Consider the following 15,283-nt stretch of genomic DNA (forward strand, 5'->3'; position numbering starts at 1 on the left):
GCCGTCCCCGGGGGGCGACCGCGCCGCTCAGGACCGGGCGTCGGCGGCCGCGGCGTCCCGGGCGGCCGCGCGCGCCCGCTGGGGCTCGACGGTGTACCGGGGGTCCTTCGCGCTGGCCATGCCTGCGTCGAAGACGCCGAACCGGGTGAGCGCCGAGCCGGCCGCCAGGAGGGTCCCACCGAGCACCGCCGGCACCCGCCGCCGGCCGGCGGCCAGCGTCAGCGCCGTCCCGGTCACCGTGCAGGCGCGCGCGACCTGCAGCAGCCGCCCCGCGCGGCCGGTGCGGTACGGCTCGCTCACCACGCCGTGCCCGTGCTCCACCCGGTGCATCGCCGCCAGCTCGATCACCGCCCCCGTCACGGCCACCTGCCGGGCCGGCCCGGACTCCTCCGCGGGGGTGAGGGCGGCGGCGATCCCGCCCCCCGCAGCCATCGCCGAGCCGGCGAACGCGAACGGCAGCTCCCGGTGCGCCTCGTGCCAGGAGGGCACCGCGGTGTCGGCGAGCAGCGCCGCGGTGTAGGTCGTCATCGGCCCGCCGAGCACCGCCGCGCCCGCCCCGGTGAGCAGCCGCAGACGCGGGAAGCGGTCCAGCAGGTGCGCGCCGGCCGTGGCCGTGGCGAGCGCGCTGAACGGCGCCAGCACCCAGGAGCCCACCGACAGCGGCGAGGTCGGTTTGAAGACCCGCAGCATGTTGAGGAAGCGCGCGGGTCGGCCGAGGTCGTGGATCAGGAAACCCACCGAGGTGAGCGCCGCACCGCCTGCGGTCAGGTGCGCGGCCCGCGAGAGGGCCGGCCGGCCGGTCAGCTCGGCCATCGTCCCCAGCAGCGCCGAGGTCCCCGCCGCCCCCCCGAGGAAGAGGTACAGCGGCACGTCGGGGGTCTTCCACACCGGCGGCTTGATCACCGGGCGCCCGTAGTAGGAGGTGAACTCCGCTTCCCCCACCACCGACTCACCGGGCCGCGGCGGGCGGGCGCCCGCACGGCGCCGCCGCTCCCGGTCCTGCGCCGGTGGGCCGTCCGCCCGGCGCCAGCCCTCCCCCGGAACGCCCTCGGCCGCGGTCACCGGCGTCGCCCCGCGAAGGCCGAGGCCACCAGTCCCACGACCATCGCCGCGCCCGCGGCGACGTGCCGCCACATGGACGGCAGATCACGCGTGGTCACCACCGGATCCGGTGGCAGCCCGTAGACCTCGGGCTCGTCGAGGAGCAGGAAGAAGGCGCCCGCTCCCCCGACCCCGTCGGTGTCCTCGTGCCCGTACAGCCGGGCACCCTCGACGCCCTTGTCCTGGAGCGCCGCCAGCCGGGCGTCGGCACGGGCCCGGAGCTGGTCGAGGTCGCCGAACTGGATCGACTCGGTCGGGCAGGCGCTCGCGCACGCGGGCTGCAGGCCGTCGGTCAGCCGGTCGTAGCAGAGGGTGCACTTGAACACCCGGCCGTCGTCGTGCCGCTGGTCGATGACGCCGTAGGGGCAGGCGGGCACGCAGTAGCCGCAGCCGTTGCAGATGTCCTCCTGCACCACCACGGTGCCGAACTCGGTGCGGAACAGCGAGCCGGTGGGGCAGACGTCCAGGCAGGCGGCGTGGGTGCAGTGCTTGCAGACGTCGGAGCTCATCAGCCACCGGATCTCCCGGTCCGCCGACGACGTCTGCTGCGGTGCGCTCTGCTCGGCCGTGGTCGCCGAGGCGGGCACCTGCGAGTGGACGACGGGTGGGTCCTCCAGCGGCCGCTGACCGCCGGCCGTCCCCGGCGCCCCCACCGTCGGCATCGGGAGGTCGACCGCACGGCTCTGCTCGACGAAGGCGACGTGCCGCCAGCTGTTGGCGCCCAGCATGCCGGTGTTGTCGTACGACGCCCCGGTCAGCCCGAGCTCGGCGCGGTTGCCCTCGGCGTCGTCCATCGGGAGCGTGTTCCACTCCTTGCACGCCACCTCGCAGGCCTTGCAGCCGATGCACACCGACGTGTCGGTGAAGAAGCCGACCCGCGGCGGGTGGTCGTCGGCCCCGTCACCAGAGCCGTAGCCGCGCTCGCCGGCGACGTCCGGCACCGGCCCGAACAGCCGGTTGTGCGGGTCGTCGCCGGAGAACGCGGTGCTGGCCGAGCTGATCGTCGTCATGACCGCTCCTCGATCGGGGCCCGCCCGTTGGGGCCGAGCCGTCCGCTCGCCACCCCGGCCCGGCGGCGGTGCTCCTCGACGAACTCGACCAGCGCGGGGCCGCGGGGCCGGCGGCCGGGCCGGATGTCGCAGGTGGCCACCTTGGACTCCTGGATGTGCACGTTCGGGTCCATCACCACGCCGAGCAGCTCGTTGGCGGAGTCGCCGGTCGTGATGCCGTTCTGGCCCCAGTGGTACGGGATCCCGATCTGGTGGACCTCGCGGCCGGCGACCCGCAACGGGCGCATCCGCTCGGTGACCAGCACCCGCGCCTCGATGGCGTTGCGCGCGCTCACCAGCGTCGCCCACCCCATGTGCTCGAGGCCGCGCTCCGCGGCCAGCTGGGGGCTGACCTCGCAGAAGAACTCGGGCTGCAGCTCGGCGAGGTAGGGCAGCGTGCGGCTCATCCCACCCGCCGTGTGGTGCTCGGTGAGCCGGTAGGTGGTGACGACGAACGGGAAGGTCTCGTCCAGCGCCGGGTTGGCCCGGTTCCAGGCACCCCGCAGCTCCTTGCGGGCCGGGTTGGCCTGCTGCTCGTACAAGGGGTTGGGCACCGGCGACTCGGCCGGCTCGTAGTGGGTCGGCATCGGCCCGTCGGCCAGCCCGGCCGGCACGAAGAGCCACGCCTTCCCGTCGCCCTGCATGATGAACGGGTCGGTGCCGGCCAGCGCGTGCTCGGCCGTGGCGCCCTCGTCGGGTACGAAGTCGGGCCGCTTGGTGGCCTGGAAGTCCGGGACGTCGGGGCCGGTCCACTCCTGCGCGTCCTCGTCCCAGTAGACGTACTTCTTGCGCTCGCTCCAGGGCCGGCCCTCGGGGTCGGCGGAGGCGCGGTTGTAGAGCACGCGGCGGTTCATCGGCCACGCCCAGCCCCACTCCGGCGCCACCAGGTCCTGCTCCGTGTGCGGCTTCTTGCGGTTGGCCTGGTTCACCTCGTCGGCGAAGACGCCGGAGTAGATCCAGCAGCCGCACCTGGTCGACCCGTCGTCCGCGAGCTCGGTGTACCCGGAGACCGCCGTGCCGTCCGGCCCGGTCCCGCTGATCTCGCGGAGCACCGCCTGCGCGCTGGGCTCGTCCAGCGGTCCGTGGGTCGGGTAGTCCCAGGTGAGCTCGAGGACCGGCCGGTCCCGGGGGTCGGTGGAGCCGGCCAGCTTCTCGCGGATGATCCGGCCGAGGTGGAAGTAGAACCACAGGTCGCTGCGGCAGTCCCCCGGCGGCTCCACGGCCTGGGAGTGCCACTGCAGCAGCCGCTGGGTGTTGGTGAACGAGCCGTCCTTCTCCACGTGCGCCGCCGCGGGCAGGAAGAAGACCTCGGTCGGGATCTGCTCGGTGACCAGCTCACCGGTCTCGATCTCCGGGCCGTTCTGCCAGAACGTCGCCGACTCGATCATCTGCAGGTCGCGGACGACGAGCCACTCGAGGTTGGCCAGGCCGAGGCGGGACATCTTGCCGTTGGCGTTGCCGACCACGGGGTTCTCCCCGACCAGGAAGTAGCCCGGCACGCTGCCCTGGATCTGCTCGGCGATCGTCGTGTAGTTGCTGTGGTCGCCGGTCAGCCGGGGCAGGTGGTCGAAGCAGAAGTCGTTCTCCGGCTGCGCGGCGTCGCCCCACCAGGCTTTCAGCAGGCTGACCGTGTACGTCCGCATGTTGCCCCAGTAGCCGACGGAGCCCGAGGCCTCCGCGACGAAGTCGTCGAGGTCGCGGTCCTCGCGGGCGTGGGGCATGGGGATGTAGCCCGGGAGGATGTTGTAGAGGGTGGGGATGTCGGTGGACCCCTGGATGCTCGCGTGCCCGCGCAGCGCCAGGATCCCGCCACCCGGGCGGCCCATGTTCCCCAGCAGCGCCTGCAGCACGCCGGCCGCGCGGATGTACTGGACGCCGACGGTGTGCTGCGTCCAGCCCACCGAGTAGACGAAGGCGCTGGTGCGCTCCCGCCCGGAGTTGCTGGTGAGCGCGTCGGCGACCTTCAGGAAGACGGCCGGCTCGATGCCGCACACCTCGTGGACCAGTTCCGGGGTGTAGCGCGCGTAGTGGCGCTTGAGCACCTGGAAGACGCACCTCGGGTGCTGCAGGGTCTCGTCCCGGCGGGGCTTCCCGCCCACGGGGATCCCGCCGCTCCCCGCCTGCTCCGAGCCGCCCTCGGAGTGCTCCTCGGCGTCCGGCGCGTCGGCCTGCCCGCCGCCCGACGTGCCCGACGCCCCCGGCTTGGGTGCCTGCCGCTGCCCCGCGGCAGCGGTCACGGACGTGCCCTCGTACTGCCACGTCGTCTCGTCGTACTGCCCGTTCTCCGCGTCGTAGCCGGAGAACAGCCCGTCGAGGTCCTCGGTGTCCTGGAAGTCCTCCCGCAGGATGGCCGCCGCGTTGGTGTAGGCGGCGACGTACTCGCGGAACTCCAGGCCGTTCTGCAGGACGTGGTTGATCAACCCGCCGAGGAAGGCGATGTCGCTGCCCGCCCGGAGGGGGACGTGCAGGTCGGCCAGCGCGCTGGTGCGGGTGAACCGCGGGTCGACGTGGATGACCGTCGCGCCGCGCGCCTTGGCCTCCATCACCCACTGGAAGCCCACCGGGTGGGCCTCGGCCATGTTGGAGCCCTGGATGACGATGCAGTCGGAGTTGGCCAGGTCCTGCTGCGGCATCGTCGCCCCGCCGCGACCGAACGTGGTCCCCAGACCGGGGACCGTGGAGGAGTGCTATATGCGCGCCTGGTTCTCGACCTGCACCGCGCCCAGCGCGGTGTAGAGCTTCTTCATGAGGTAGTTCTCCTCGTTGTCGAGGGTCGCCCCTCCGAGGCTCGCTATCCCCATGGTCCGGTTGACCCGCTTGCCGTCGACCTCGTCCTGCCAGGTCTCGCGGCGGGTGCGGATCACCCGGTCGGCGATCATGTCCATCGCCGTGTCGAGGTCGAGGTCCTCCCACTCCGTCCCGTGCGGCCGGCGGTACCGGACCGTGGTCTGGCGGGTGGGGCTGGTGACCAGGCTCTTGCTGGCCGCGCCCTTGGGGCAGAGCCGGCCGCGGCTGATCGGCGAGTCGGGGTCGCCTTCGATCTGGGTGACCTTCTCGTCCTCCACGAACACCCGCTGGCTGCAGCCCACCGCGCAGTAGGGGCAGACGCTCTGCACGACCCGGTCCGCGGTGGCCGTGCGAGGGGTGAGGGAGTCGGTCCGCCTGCTGCGCACGGCGTCCCCGCGACCGAGGGGGTCGTCGCCGGTGAGCTGCCGGACCACCGGCCACGCGTCGAGCCAGGTCTTCACGAGCACCTCCTGCAGGGCCCGTCCGGCCGGAGGCGGACGGGGTGCCGGGGCGTGCAGGCACGGTCTCCGGTCGCACACCTCGGCCCGTTCGGCTGCCGCTCCCGACCCTAGCCACCGGCCCGTGCACCTGCACGTCCGCGCGCCCTCCCGCCGTCGCCGGCTGGCCGGTGGCGGGGCCCTCCCCCAGCATGGGGTCGGTGAGCGGGAAGCCGGATGCCGTCGTCGTCGGTTCGGGGCCCAACGGGCTGGCGGCGGCGCTGCGGCTGGCCGCCGCCGGTCTGCGCGTGCAGGTCGTCGAGCGGAACCCGCGACCCGGTGGCGGGCTCCGCACGGCCGAGCTGACCCGGCCGGGTTTCGCCCACGACGTGTGCGCGTCGGTGCACCCGATGGCCGCCGCGGCGCCCTTCTTCCGGGAGTTCGACCTCGCCGCCCGGGGAGTGCGGCTGCTCTCGCCGGAGATCCCCTACGCGCACCCGTTCGACGGGGGGCGCGCCGCGGTCGCCCACCCGTCGCTGCAGGAGACCGCGGCGGGTCTCGGACCGGACGGCCCCGCCTACCGCCGCCTCCTGGAGCCTCTGGTCGAGCACGCGGACGACGTCGTCGACTACGTCCTCGGCAGCGCCTTCCGCCGGGTGCCCACCCGGGGCATCCCGGCACTGGCCTGGTTCGCCGCCAACGGGCTCCCGGACATCGGTCGGCTCACGCGGCTGTGGTTCCGCACGGACGAGCCCCGGGCCCTGCTCGCCGGCGCCGCGGCCCACGGGATGCTGGAGCTCGACCGGATGATCACCGGGGGGCTCGGGCTGCTGCTGGGCATGCTCGCCCACCACCGGGGCTGGCCGCTGGTGGAGGGCGGCTCGCAGCGCCTCGCCGACGCCATGGTGAGCGCGCTGGAGGAGCAGGGCGGCGAGCTGGTCACCGGGCACGAGGTGACCGACCTGCGGGAGTTCGACGGCGTGCCCGCCGTCCTGCTCGACACCACGCCGTCGGCGTTCGTCCGCATGGCCGGGGACCGCGTGCACGAGGGCTACCGGCGGTGGGTCGGCAGGTACCGCGGCGGCCCCGGGGTGTTCAAGGTGGACTGGGCGCTGTCGGAGCCGGTGCCCTGGACCGCCCCCGACGTCCGGCGCGCCGGCACCGTGCACCTGGCGGGCACCCTGGAGGAGACGGTCGCCGCCGAGTCGGCGCCGGCCGAGGGGCGGCACGTCGAGCGACCGTTCGTGCTGGCCGCCCAGCCCACCGTCGTCGACCCGACGCGCGCACCCGCCGGCAGGCACGTGCTGTGGGCCTACGTGCACGTGCCCCCGGGCTCGGAGGTCGACATGACCGAGCGCATCGAGGCGCAGGTCGAACGCTTCGCCCCCGGCTTCCGGGACACGGTCCTCGACCGGCACACCACGAGCCCGCGGGAGCTGGAGGCGCACAACCCCAACGACGTCGGCGGCGACATCTCCAACGGGCTGGCGTCCCTGTGGCAGATGCTCGCCCGCCCCGTGCCCCGCTGGAACCCCTACCGGACCCCGGTCCCCGGCACCTACCTCGCGTCGGCGGCCACCCCGCCCGGGCCCGCCGTGCACGGCACGTGCGGGGACAACGCGGCCCGCGTCGCGCTGCGGGAGGTCTTCGGGGTGCGGACGGCCCCGCCGCTGCGACCGCCCGCGGCCTGACGGCCCGGCTCGGTGCCCCGGGTTCGGGGCCCGGGGCCGCCGGGTAGCGGACGTGGTGCCGCACCGGTCCACCCGCCCGAGCGCGAGGAGCACCCCATGAGCGAGCCGAACCGGAACACCTCCACCAGCGATCTGCTCCAGTCCCTGAGCGCCGAACTCTCGACCCTCGTCCGGCAGGAGCTGCAGCACGCCCAGGCCGAACTCGCCGGGAAGGCGCGGCAGGCCGGCCGCGCCGGCGCGCTCCTCGGGGCCGCCGGCGTCCTCGGGGCGATGGCCGTCGGCAGCTCGGCCGCCCTGCTGCTGCGCCTCCTGGACCGGACGGTCAGCCCCACGACCTCCGCCGCGCTGACGACCGGGCTGCTCGCCGGTGGCGCCGGCGCGCTGACCGCCGGCGCCCTGGCGGAGCTCCGCCGGGCGTGGCCGCTCGTCCCCGACGAGGTGGTGGACAGCCTCCGCGAGGACCTCCGCGCCGCCACGGCCACCGAGCGCCCCCCGGCCGATTGAGCCTCCGGGGCGCCTCAGCGGTCCGCGGCGTCCAGGGCCGGCCGGGACCAGGCGGGTACGGGCGGGACCGGCGGCGCGTCCTCCTCCGGTGCGGAGCGGAGCAGGCGCAGCAGCAGCAGGACGGCGGCCAGCAGGTAGACCGGCGTGCCGGCGGCCCACAGGACGGCGCCGGCGACCTGCTGGTCGGCGACGGGGTCGAAGCCGTGCTCGGCCGCCGTCCCCACGTACACCCCGTACCAGGGGGTGGACGAGAGCATCATGACGCCGCCGAGCACCGCCTCGCCGAACGCCGGCACCAGGACGGCGACCAGCCCGGCCACCAGCTGGCCGAGCCGCCGGCGCGGAACCCGGAGCACGCACCACCAGAAGACGGCGGCCGCGGTGAGGAACGTCAGGTGCTCGGCGACGTGGAGGACCTCCGAGCGGACGGCCGCCTCGTAGGCCCCGGGCAGGTGCCACAGCAGGACCACGGTGAGGTAGCCACCAGCAACGCCGAGCACCACGGCCGGGCGGCGCGCCCACCGGACCACCGCCGCCCACGGTGCCGCGACGACCCCGCGCGCCGGGGGCGGCAGCGCCGCGAGCACGCGCGGGACCGGGTCGGCGAGCACCAGCAGCGGCGCGGCCACGATGGTCAGCAGCAGGTGCTGCACCATGTGCGCGGCGAGGGAGTCCTCGGCGAGCTGCTCCAGCGGTGACGCCAGGGCGGCACCGAGCGCGACCAGCCCGAGCAACCAGGCGGCACCCGGGCCGGCGACCGCCCACGGGGAGCGGCGGCGGGGGGCCGACCAGGTGAGCAGGCACGCGTAGCCGAGGGCGGCCAGGCCCAGCACCGCGATCGTCGCCCACGACCAGCCGCCATCCCCGCCCAGCGGGTGGGCGAGCGTGCTCGCCGGGAGCGGGACGCCGCTCACCGCGCGCCCTCGGTGTCGACGACGTCGACGACCGTGTGCATACCTGCGGCGTGGTGCCCGGTCACCGTGCACCAGAGCTCGACGCGCTCGTCGGCCGACACCGCGAAGGCCAGCTCGTGCGCCTCACCGGGGTCGAGCACCGGGGTGACGGCCCGCTCGTCGCCGTCGACGCGGACGGCGAGGTCGTGCGGCGCGGCGCCGGCGTTGGTCACGACGAGCCGGACCTCCCCCGCGGCCAGCGGGCGGCCCTCGGTGAGGACGTCCCACTCGGTCAGCCCGACCCGCTGCTCGGCCGCCGGTGGACCCGGTGCCGCCGGCGGGGCGTCGGCCGTGCACCCGGTGACGGCGGCCAGGAGCGCGAGCGGGAGCAGGGCTCGTGCGGGGCGCGCGGTCACGGCTCCCCCAGCAGTTCCCGCACGGCGTGGGCGGCCGGGTGCTCGGGGGCCAGCTCCAGGAAGCGCCGCAGGGTGGTGCCCGCCGCCGGATCCCCGAGGGCGTGCTCGGCGGACCCGAGCATCAGGAGCGCCTCCGGGTGCTCGGGCGCCGCGGCCAGGACGGTCCGCACCAAGGGGACGGCCTCGTCCGGCCGCTCGTCGCGGAGCAGGGCGAACGCCAGCGACAGCACCACCGCGAGGTCCTGCGGGCGCTCCTCGAGCACCGCCCGGTACGCGGTCGCCGCCTCGGCGAACCGGCCCGCGTCGTCCAGCGCCCGCGCCTGCCGGAGCAGCTCGTCGGCGAGGTCGGCGGCGACCGCGCCCTCCTGGGCGGCCGGCACGGCTGCCTGCTGCGGCCCGGCGGCGGCGGGTGCGAGCACCCGGGGGACGGCGACCACGGCGACCGCTGCCACCGCCGCGACGGCGACCACCGGGACGAGGACCGCGGGGCGCGGCAGCCACGCCCGCCGATCCGGCGCCGGGCCGGGCGCCGTGTCGTCCTCCGCGGCCGCGGTACGCGCCCGCTCAGGCCCGGGCGAGGCCAGCCGCAGCACCTCCGCCAGCAGCTCGTCCTCGGCGGTGCGGGCATGCGCACCCCGCGGCCCGGACCGGACGTCGTCGAGCAGCTGCAGGGCCGCCTCCAGCCGCTCGTCCTCACCGGAGCCGGTCAGCCGGTCACGGCGGGCCAGGGCCGCCGCCACCGCGGCCTCGGCCGCGCTGCGCTCCGCGTCGGTCAGCGCCGGCCGGCCGGCCGGCCGGCGGCGGGAGACCAGGACGCCGACCGCGACCGCCCCGCCGAGCAGGGCCGCCCCGGGAAGCACGACCAGCGCCCAGCCCACCCCCTCCCGCGGCGGGTCGAGCAGGATCCACTCGCCGTAGCGGGCCGCGAAGTGCGCGCGGATCTCCTCGGGGCTCCGGCCGGCCGCGACCTGCTCGGCGATGACCGCGCGCATCCCGCGGGCCGCCGGAGCCGCCGAGTCCGCCGCCGACTCACCGGCGCAGGTGGGGCAGCGGAGCCCGGCCGCGACCTCGCGCGCGGTCGCCGCGGGGTCGGCGCGCCCCGCCGGCTCCTGGCGCCACCACAGGGCGGCGACCAGCGCGAGGGCGGCCAGCACCACGGCGAGGACCCGCAGCCGGCCGCTCACCCCTCCTCCAACCGCGGCAGCACTTCCTCCGCCAGCCACTCGGGCGAGACGGGTCCCACCCGCCGCGCGACGACCGTGCCTTCGCGGTCGACCACGAAGGTCTCGGGCACGCCCGTCGTCCCCCACTCGACCGCCAGCCGGCCGTCCGGGTCGGCCACGCTCGGGAAGGAGGTCCCCCCGACACCGGCGAGGAACTCCCGCGCGGCGGCTCCGTCGTCGTTCACGTCGATCCCGACGAGCCGCAGGCCCTCCGGCCCCCACTGCCGCGCCGTCTCGACCAGCAGGGGCATCTCCTCCCGGCAGGGGGCGCACCAGGACGCCCACACGTTCACGAGCACGACCGAGCCGCGCAGCTCCGCGAGGTCGAGGTGCCCGCCGTCGAGCGTGGCGCCCGACAACGCCGGGGCGGGGCCGCCGACCATCGCCGTGGCCGACGCCCCCCGGGGGCGGTCCAGCGCGAGGGCCAGCGGGACCAGCAGCGCCAGGCCCACCAGCAGGGCGGGGACCAGCAGCAGCCACCGCCGCCGGCCGCTCACCGCTCCCCCGACGGCAGGCTCGGCACGGGGGCCTCCGACGGTGCGCGGTCGCGCCGGGCCCGGCGGGCGGGCCACCCGGCGATCACGGCCCCGAGGGCCATCACCGCGCCGGCGATCCAGAGCCAGGAGACCAGCGGGTTCACGGCGATGCGCAGGAGGGCCCACCCGCCGTCGGGATCGACCTCGGTGACGGTCAGGTAGACGTCGCCGGCGGGCGTGGAGCGGACCGCCGGCGAGGCCACGGTGATCGAGTGCGCCGGGAAGGTCCGCAGCTCCGGCTCGGCCGTGCCGCGGGGCGTCCCGTCCTCGGTCAGCGCCACCCGGGCGACCACGCGCATCTCCTGCGCGGTGCGCTCGCGCTCGACCGACTCCAGCCGCGCCGTCCACCCGGCCGCCGCCACCGCCTCCCCCACGTCGACACGCTGCTCCGTGGCGGTCGCGAACGACGAGGACGCCGCGACGGCGACCGCCGCCAGCGCGACCCCGACGTGCACGACCAGCCCGCCGTGCAGCCGCCGCCGGCGGCGCACGGCCTCCAGGAGGGAGCCCGGCCACGGCCGGCCGGTGGTCCGTCGCGCGACGCGGGCCCCCTGGGCCACCAGCTGCACCGCGGTGGTGAGCACCAGGGCGGCCAGGCCGAAGGAGGTCAGCGCCGCGGCCCCGTGGACGCCGAGCACGACGAGCAGCGCCACGGACGAGACGGAGACGGCGACCGGCCCCGCCGCCCGCCGCGCGAGCGCCGGCACCGAGTCACCGCCCCACGACACCAGCGGCCCGAGGGCCATGAGGAGCAGGACGACGAGCGCGACCGGCACCGCCATCTGGTTGAAGTACGGCGGGCCGACCGAGACCTGGCTGCCGTCGGCGAGCTGGGCGAACACCGGGAACAGCGTGCCCAGGAGCACCGTGAAGGCCAGCCCGACCAGCAGGACGTTGTTGCCCAGGAACACCGTCTCCCGGGAGAGCCGGGCGTGCAGGGTCCCGTCGGGCCCGAGCCGGTCGGCGCGCCACACGAGCAGCACCGCGACGGTGACCAGCACGACGCCGATGAACCCCAGGAGCAGCGCGCCCAGGGACGACCGGCTGAAGGCGTGCACGCTGTCCACGATCCCGCTGCGGGTGAGGAACGTGCCGACCAGCACGAGCACGAAGCCGGCCACCGCCAGGCAGACGTTCCACACGCGGAGGGTGGCCCGGCGCTCCTGCACCATCGCCGAGTGCAGCAGCGCCGTGGCGGTCAGCCAGGGCAGCAGGGAGGCGTTCTCCACCGGGTCCCACGCCCAGTAGCCGCCCCAGCCCAGCACCGCGTAGGACCACCACGCGCCCAGGACGATGCCCAGGGTCAGGAAGGTCCAGGCCACCAGCGTCCAGCGGCGGACGGCCAGCAGCCAGCCGCGCCCGGTGTCGCCGGTGACCAGCGCCGCGACCGCGTAGGCGAAGGGCACCGCGAGCCCGACGTAGCCCAGGTACAGCAGCGGGGGGTGGGCCCCCATCAGCGGGTTGTCCTGCAGCAGCGGGTTGGGGCCCGGGCCGTCGGCCGGCGCCGGGGACACCCGCTCGAACGCGTTGCCGCCGAAGAGCGCCAGCGCGAAGAAGAAGACGGCGACCACCGAGAGCGTCACCAGCACCCAGGGGTGGTGACGGGCGGCCCGGGCGTCCGGGCGGCGCGCGACGGCGGCGGCGTAACCGGCGAGCACGACCAGCCAGAGCAGCAGCGACCCCTCCAGCGCCGACCACAGGCTCGTCACCGTGTAGTACAGCGGGACGGCGCGGCCGCCGTTCTCGGCCACGTACCGCACGCCGAAGTCGTGCGTCAGCAGCGCCCACTCGAGCACCGCCGCGGCCGCCAGTGCCGCGCCGAGGACGGCGTAGGTCAGCCGCCGCGCGGAGCCGGCCGACGCGCGGCCAGAGGCGACGCCCACCCAGGCCGCGACGGACGTGGCCGCGAGGACGAGCCCGGAGGCCAGCGAGGCGGTCCCGAGCAGCGCCGTCACCCGGCCTCCCCGGCGGGCCGGTACTCGTTGGAGTGCTTGACGAGGACGACGTCGCCGACGAAGACGCCGTCCCCCCGCAGCCACCCCTCCACCACGGCGCCCTGCCCCTCGGCGAAGACGGCCGGCAGGGCGCCGGTGTACACGACGGGGAGGGTGCCGACGCCGTCGGTCACCGTGAAGCGGGCCTCCGCGCCGACGCGCTCGAGGCTGCCCACCTGCACCAGGCCGCCCAGGCGCAGCCGCTCGTCCTCCGGCGGCGGCTCCGCGAGCACCTCGGCCGGCGTGCGGTAGTAGACGAGCGTGTCGGCGAGGCCGCTCACCCCCAGCAGGGCCAGCGCGCCGGCCACGGCCCCGACCACGACGAGGAGCCGCACCGAGAGGGCGCGCCGCCGCGCCGCCGGCCGGGTCACCGGCGCTCCCGCCCGGGGCGGGTGGCCCACAGGTACCCCGCCCACACCAGCACGGTCAGCAGGAAGCCGAGGACCACCGCCAGCTCGCCGGTCACCGCCGCCCCCCGGGGACGACGGTGATCACCGGGGCGGACCCCCCGGCGGGCTCGGCCGCCGGCTCGGAGGCACCCGCCCGCAACCCCGCCACCCGGCGGCGTACCACCAGGACCGCCAGCAGGGTGAAGGCCGCGACACCGGCCGCCAGCGCCCAGGCCATCGTCGGGTCGATCGGCGGGCTGCCGTCGGGGCCGAGCACGGTGGGCGGCTGGTGCAGCGTGCGCCACCACACCACGGAGAAGTGCACCACGGGCACGTTGAGGAAGGCGACGACGCCGATGGCCGCGGACCGGCGGGCGGCGACGTGCGGGTCGTCGGCCATGCGGCGCACGCCCAGGTAGGCCACGTAGACCAGCAGCAGCACCGCCGTCGTCACGAGCCGGGCGTCCCACGTCCACCAGACCCCCCAGACCGGGCGGCCCCAGAGCATGCCGAGCGCGATCGCCAGCGCCGTCAGCCCGACCCCCAGCTCGGCGGCGGCCTGGGCGTACCGGTCCCAGCGGAGCTCACGACGCACCAGGTAGGCGGTGCTGCAGACCAGGACGGTCGCGAACGCCAGGTAGGCGACCCAGGCAGCGGGGACGTGCACGTACATCAGCCGCTGGGCGGGGCCCTGGACGGCGTCCTCGGGGGCGACGACCAGGGCCAGGACCAGTGCGGCCACGGTGGTCCCCGCGGCGGCCGCCGAGAGGAGCCCGTCGCCGGGCACCGTGGTCCTGCGCACGCGCGCTCCTCCTGTCGAGCGGCTCCCGATCGGGCGGGCTCGGGAACGGCTGGGTCGGCGGGGACGACGGCCAGCCTCTCACTCCTCGAGGAGGAAGGGGAAGACGGCCCAGGCGGTCGCGCCGGCGACCAGGTCGTAGGCGACGAGCAGGGCGAGCCACGGGAGGGGCTCCGCGGCGAGGCCGGCCTGCGTCCCCGCCAGGAGCGCGGGGAGCCCGGCGGGGAGGACCAGCGCGGCGAGCAACCCTGCCCCGCGCGCCGACGCCGTCAGCAGGGCGCCGAAGACGGTGGTGCTCGCCGCGACCCCCGCCAGACCGAGCACCGCGGCGACGCACCCGGCGGCGGTCACCGTCCCGTCGAGCAGCAGGACGGCGAGGAGGGTCCCCGTGGCCCAGGTGACCGCCAGCGCCGTCCAGACGACGGCCGCCTTGGCCAGCAGCAGCACCCCGGGCGGGACGAGGCCGCGCAGCAGGTCCCAGGAGTCCTCGTCCCGTTCCGCCGCCGCGACCAGCCGGGCCAGCGGGACGGCGGCGGTGAGCACCAGGAGCCAGACCAGCCCGGGCGCCGCCGTCCGCAGCGCTGCGGGATCGGGGCCGAGCACCAGGCCCCCCAGGACGACGCCGGCCGCCACGAACGGCAGCACCGACGCGAAGCCGTCGACCCCGCCCAGGGCGACCCGGGCATCCCGCCGGACCAGCACGGCGAGGGTGCGCAGCGCGCCGGCGGGGAGCACCCGCTGCCGCGCTCCGCCCCCGCCGCTCACCCGAGCACCGTCACGGCGCCGCCGACGAGCTCCAGCCGGGCGTCGACCGGGCCGAGGTGCGCGGCGACGTCGGCCCCCGCGACGAGCACCGCCGACCCCTCGACGGCCAGCGCCCCGACGGTCCGGCGCACCGCCTCCCGGCCATCGGCGTCGAGGTGCTCCATCGGCTCGTCCAGGCACACCACCGCCGGGGTGACGACGCGGGCGACGGCCAGGGTGACCCGCGCGCGCTGGCCCGCCGAGAGGCGGCCGGTCTCGTGGTGCCACACCTCCTCGGGGAGCCCGCAGGCGGTCAGGGCGCCCGCCGCGGAGGTCGCCGGGTCCGCCCGCCCGGCCAGGGCGCCGGCGAAGGCCACGGCCTCCAGCGCCCGCTGCCGGCGGCGCGCCGCCGCACCGGGTCGCAGGTAGAGCGCCCGCCCGGTGACCGAGCGGGTGCCCGACGTCGGCTCGACCAACCCGGCCGCGATCCGCAGCAGGGTGGTCTTGCCCGCACCGTTCCCCCCGGCGACGACGCAGACCGCCCCGGCCGCGAGCCGCAGCGTCAGGGGCGCCAGCGCGGTCCGGCCCCCGTATCGGCGGGTCACCTCGTGGAGGGCGAGCGCGGGCGGGTGCACGCCTCCGGGGCCGTCGGTGCTCGACTGGGTCATCGTGGCCAGGATCGTGCCACCGGGCGGGGCTCCCGGGGCCCCGGTGCTGCGG

13 protein-coding genes and 1 pseudogene are annotated in these 15,283 nt (G+C 76.4%); 2 read left to right on the forward strand and 12 right to left on the reverse strand.

Going from position 1 to position 15,283, the window contains the following annotated elements:
• Positions 1–27: 27 nt before the first annotated feature.
• The 3 genes and pseudogenes from nrfD to fdh form a co-directional block, all read right to left on the reverse strand.
• Positions 28–1,062, reverse strand: coding sequence for an NrfD/PsrC family molybdoenzyme membrane anchor subunit (gene nrfD / locus ACI79P_RS01370; RefSeq protein ID WP_456579245.1), 1,035 nt, complete (start codon positions 1,060–1,062; stop codon positions 28–30).
• Positions 1,059–2,111, reverse strand: a complete 1,053-nt coding sequence (locus tag ACI79P_RS01375) for a 4Fe-4S dicluster domain-containing protein (RefSeq protein ID WP_456579246.1) — start codon at positions 2,109–2,111, stop codon at positions 1,059–1,061. Before ACI79P_RS01375 ends, nrfD begins: the two co-directional genes overlap by 4 nt.
• Positions 2,108–5,404, reverse strand: a pseudogene (gene fdh, locus ACI79P_RS01380) (formate dehydrogenase). Before fdh ends, ACI79P_RS01375 begins: the two are co-directional and overlap by 4 nt.
• Before the next feature lie 182 nt (positions 5,405–5,586).
• On the opposite strand from fdh, the gene ACI79P_RS01385 reads away from it, so the two are divergent.
• Complete coding sequence (locus ACI79P_RS01385) at positions 5,587–7,065, forward strand: phytoene desaturase family protein (RefSeq protein ID WP_456579247.1); 1,479 nt, start codon at positions 5,587–5,589, stop codon at positions 7,063–7,065.
• Positions 7,066–7,161: 96 nt separating this feature from the next.
• Positions 7,162–7,569 (forward strand): phage holin family protein, encoded by a 408-nt coding sequence (locus ACI79P_RS01390; protein ID WP_456579248.1) that lies wholly within the window; start codon positions 7,162–7,164, stop codon positions 7,567–7,569.
• A gap of 14 nt (positions 7,570–7,583) precedes the next feature.
• On the opposite strand, the gene ACI79P_RS01395 is transcribed toward ACI79P_RS01390, so the two are convergent.
• The 9 genes from ACI79P_RS01395 to ACI79P_RS01435 form a co-directional block, all read right to left on the reverse strand.
• Positions 7,584–8,483: a cytochrome c oxidase assembly protein gene (locus ACI79P_RS01395; RefSeq protein ID WP_456579249.1), complete on the reverse strand. Its 900-nt coding sequence runs from the start codon at positions 8,481–8,483 to the stop codon at positions 7,584–7,586.
• Positions 8,480–8,878 carry a hypothetical protein gene (locus ACI79P_RS01400; protein ID WP_456579250.1) on the reverse strand — a complete coding sequence of 133 codons (399 nt, stop codon included), beginning with the start codon at positions 8,876–8,878 and terminating at the stop codon, positions 8,480–8,482. The genes ACI79P_RS01395 and ACI79P_RS01400 overlap by 4 nt, the downstream gene beginning before the upstream one ends.
• Complete coding sequence (locus ACI79P_RS01405; RefSeq protein WP_456579251.1) at positions 8,875–10,062, reverse strand: cytochrome c-type biogenesis protein CcmH; 1,188 nt, start codon at positions 10,060–10,062, stop codon at positions 8,875–8,877. Before ACI79P_RS01405 ends, ACI79P_RS01400 begins: the two co-directional genes overlap by 4 nt.
• Positions 10,059–10,598 carry a TlpA family protein disulfide reductase gene (locus tag ACI79P_RS01410; protein WP_456579252.1) on the reverse strand — a complete coding sequence of 180 codons (540 nt, stop codon included), beginning with the start codon at positions 10,596–10,598 and terminating at the stop codon, positions 10,059–10,061. The genes ACI79P_RS01405 and ACI79P_RS01410 overlap by 4 nt, the downstream gene beginning before the upstream one ends.
• Entirely contained in the window at positions 10,595–12,592 is a 1,998-nt protein-coding gene (locus tag ACI79P_RS01415) for a heme lyase CcmF/NrfE family subunit (protein ID WP_456579253.1), read from the reverse strand. Before ACI79P_RS01415 ends, ACI79P_RS01410 begins: the two co-directional genes overlap by 4 nt.
• Complete coding sequence (locus tag ACI79P_RS01420; RefSeq protein ID WP_456579254.1) at positions 12,589–13,002, reverse strand: cytochrome c maturation protein CcmE; 414 nt, start codon at positions 13,000–13,002, stop codon at positions 12,589–12,591. The genes ACI79P_RS01415 and ACI79P_RS01420 overlap by 4 nt, the downstream gene beginning before the upstream one ends.
• Positions 13,003–13,093: 91 nt before the next feature.
• On the reverse strand, positions 13,094–13,822 hold the full coding sequence (ccsA, locus tag ACI79P_RS01425; RefSeq protein WP_456579255.1) for a cytochrome c biogenesis protein CcsA: 729 nt from the start codon (positions 13,820–13,822) through the stop codon (positions 13,094–13,096).
• A gap of 78 nt (positions 13,823–13,900) precedes the next feature.
• A complete protein-coding gene (locus tag ACI79P_RS01430; protein ID WP_456579256.1) occupies positions 13,901–14,584 on the reverse strand; it encodes a heme exporter protein CcmB in 684 nt (227 codons plus the stop codon).
• The gene (locus ACI79P_RS01435; RefSeq protein WP_456579257.1) at positions 14,581–15,231 is read right to left on the reverse strand and encodes an ABC transporter ATP-binding protein; all 651 of its coding nucleotides are present in this window, start codon (positions 15,229–15,231) and stop codon (positions 14,581–14,583) included. The genes ACI79P_RS01430 and ACI79P_RS01435 overlap by 4 nt, the downstream gene beginning before the upstream one ends.
• Positions 15,232–15,283: the final 52 nt, after the last annotated feature.

Source organism: Blastococcus sp. SYSU DS0510, from assembly GCF_054050835.1.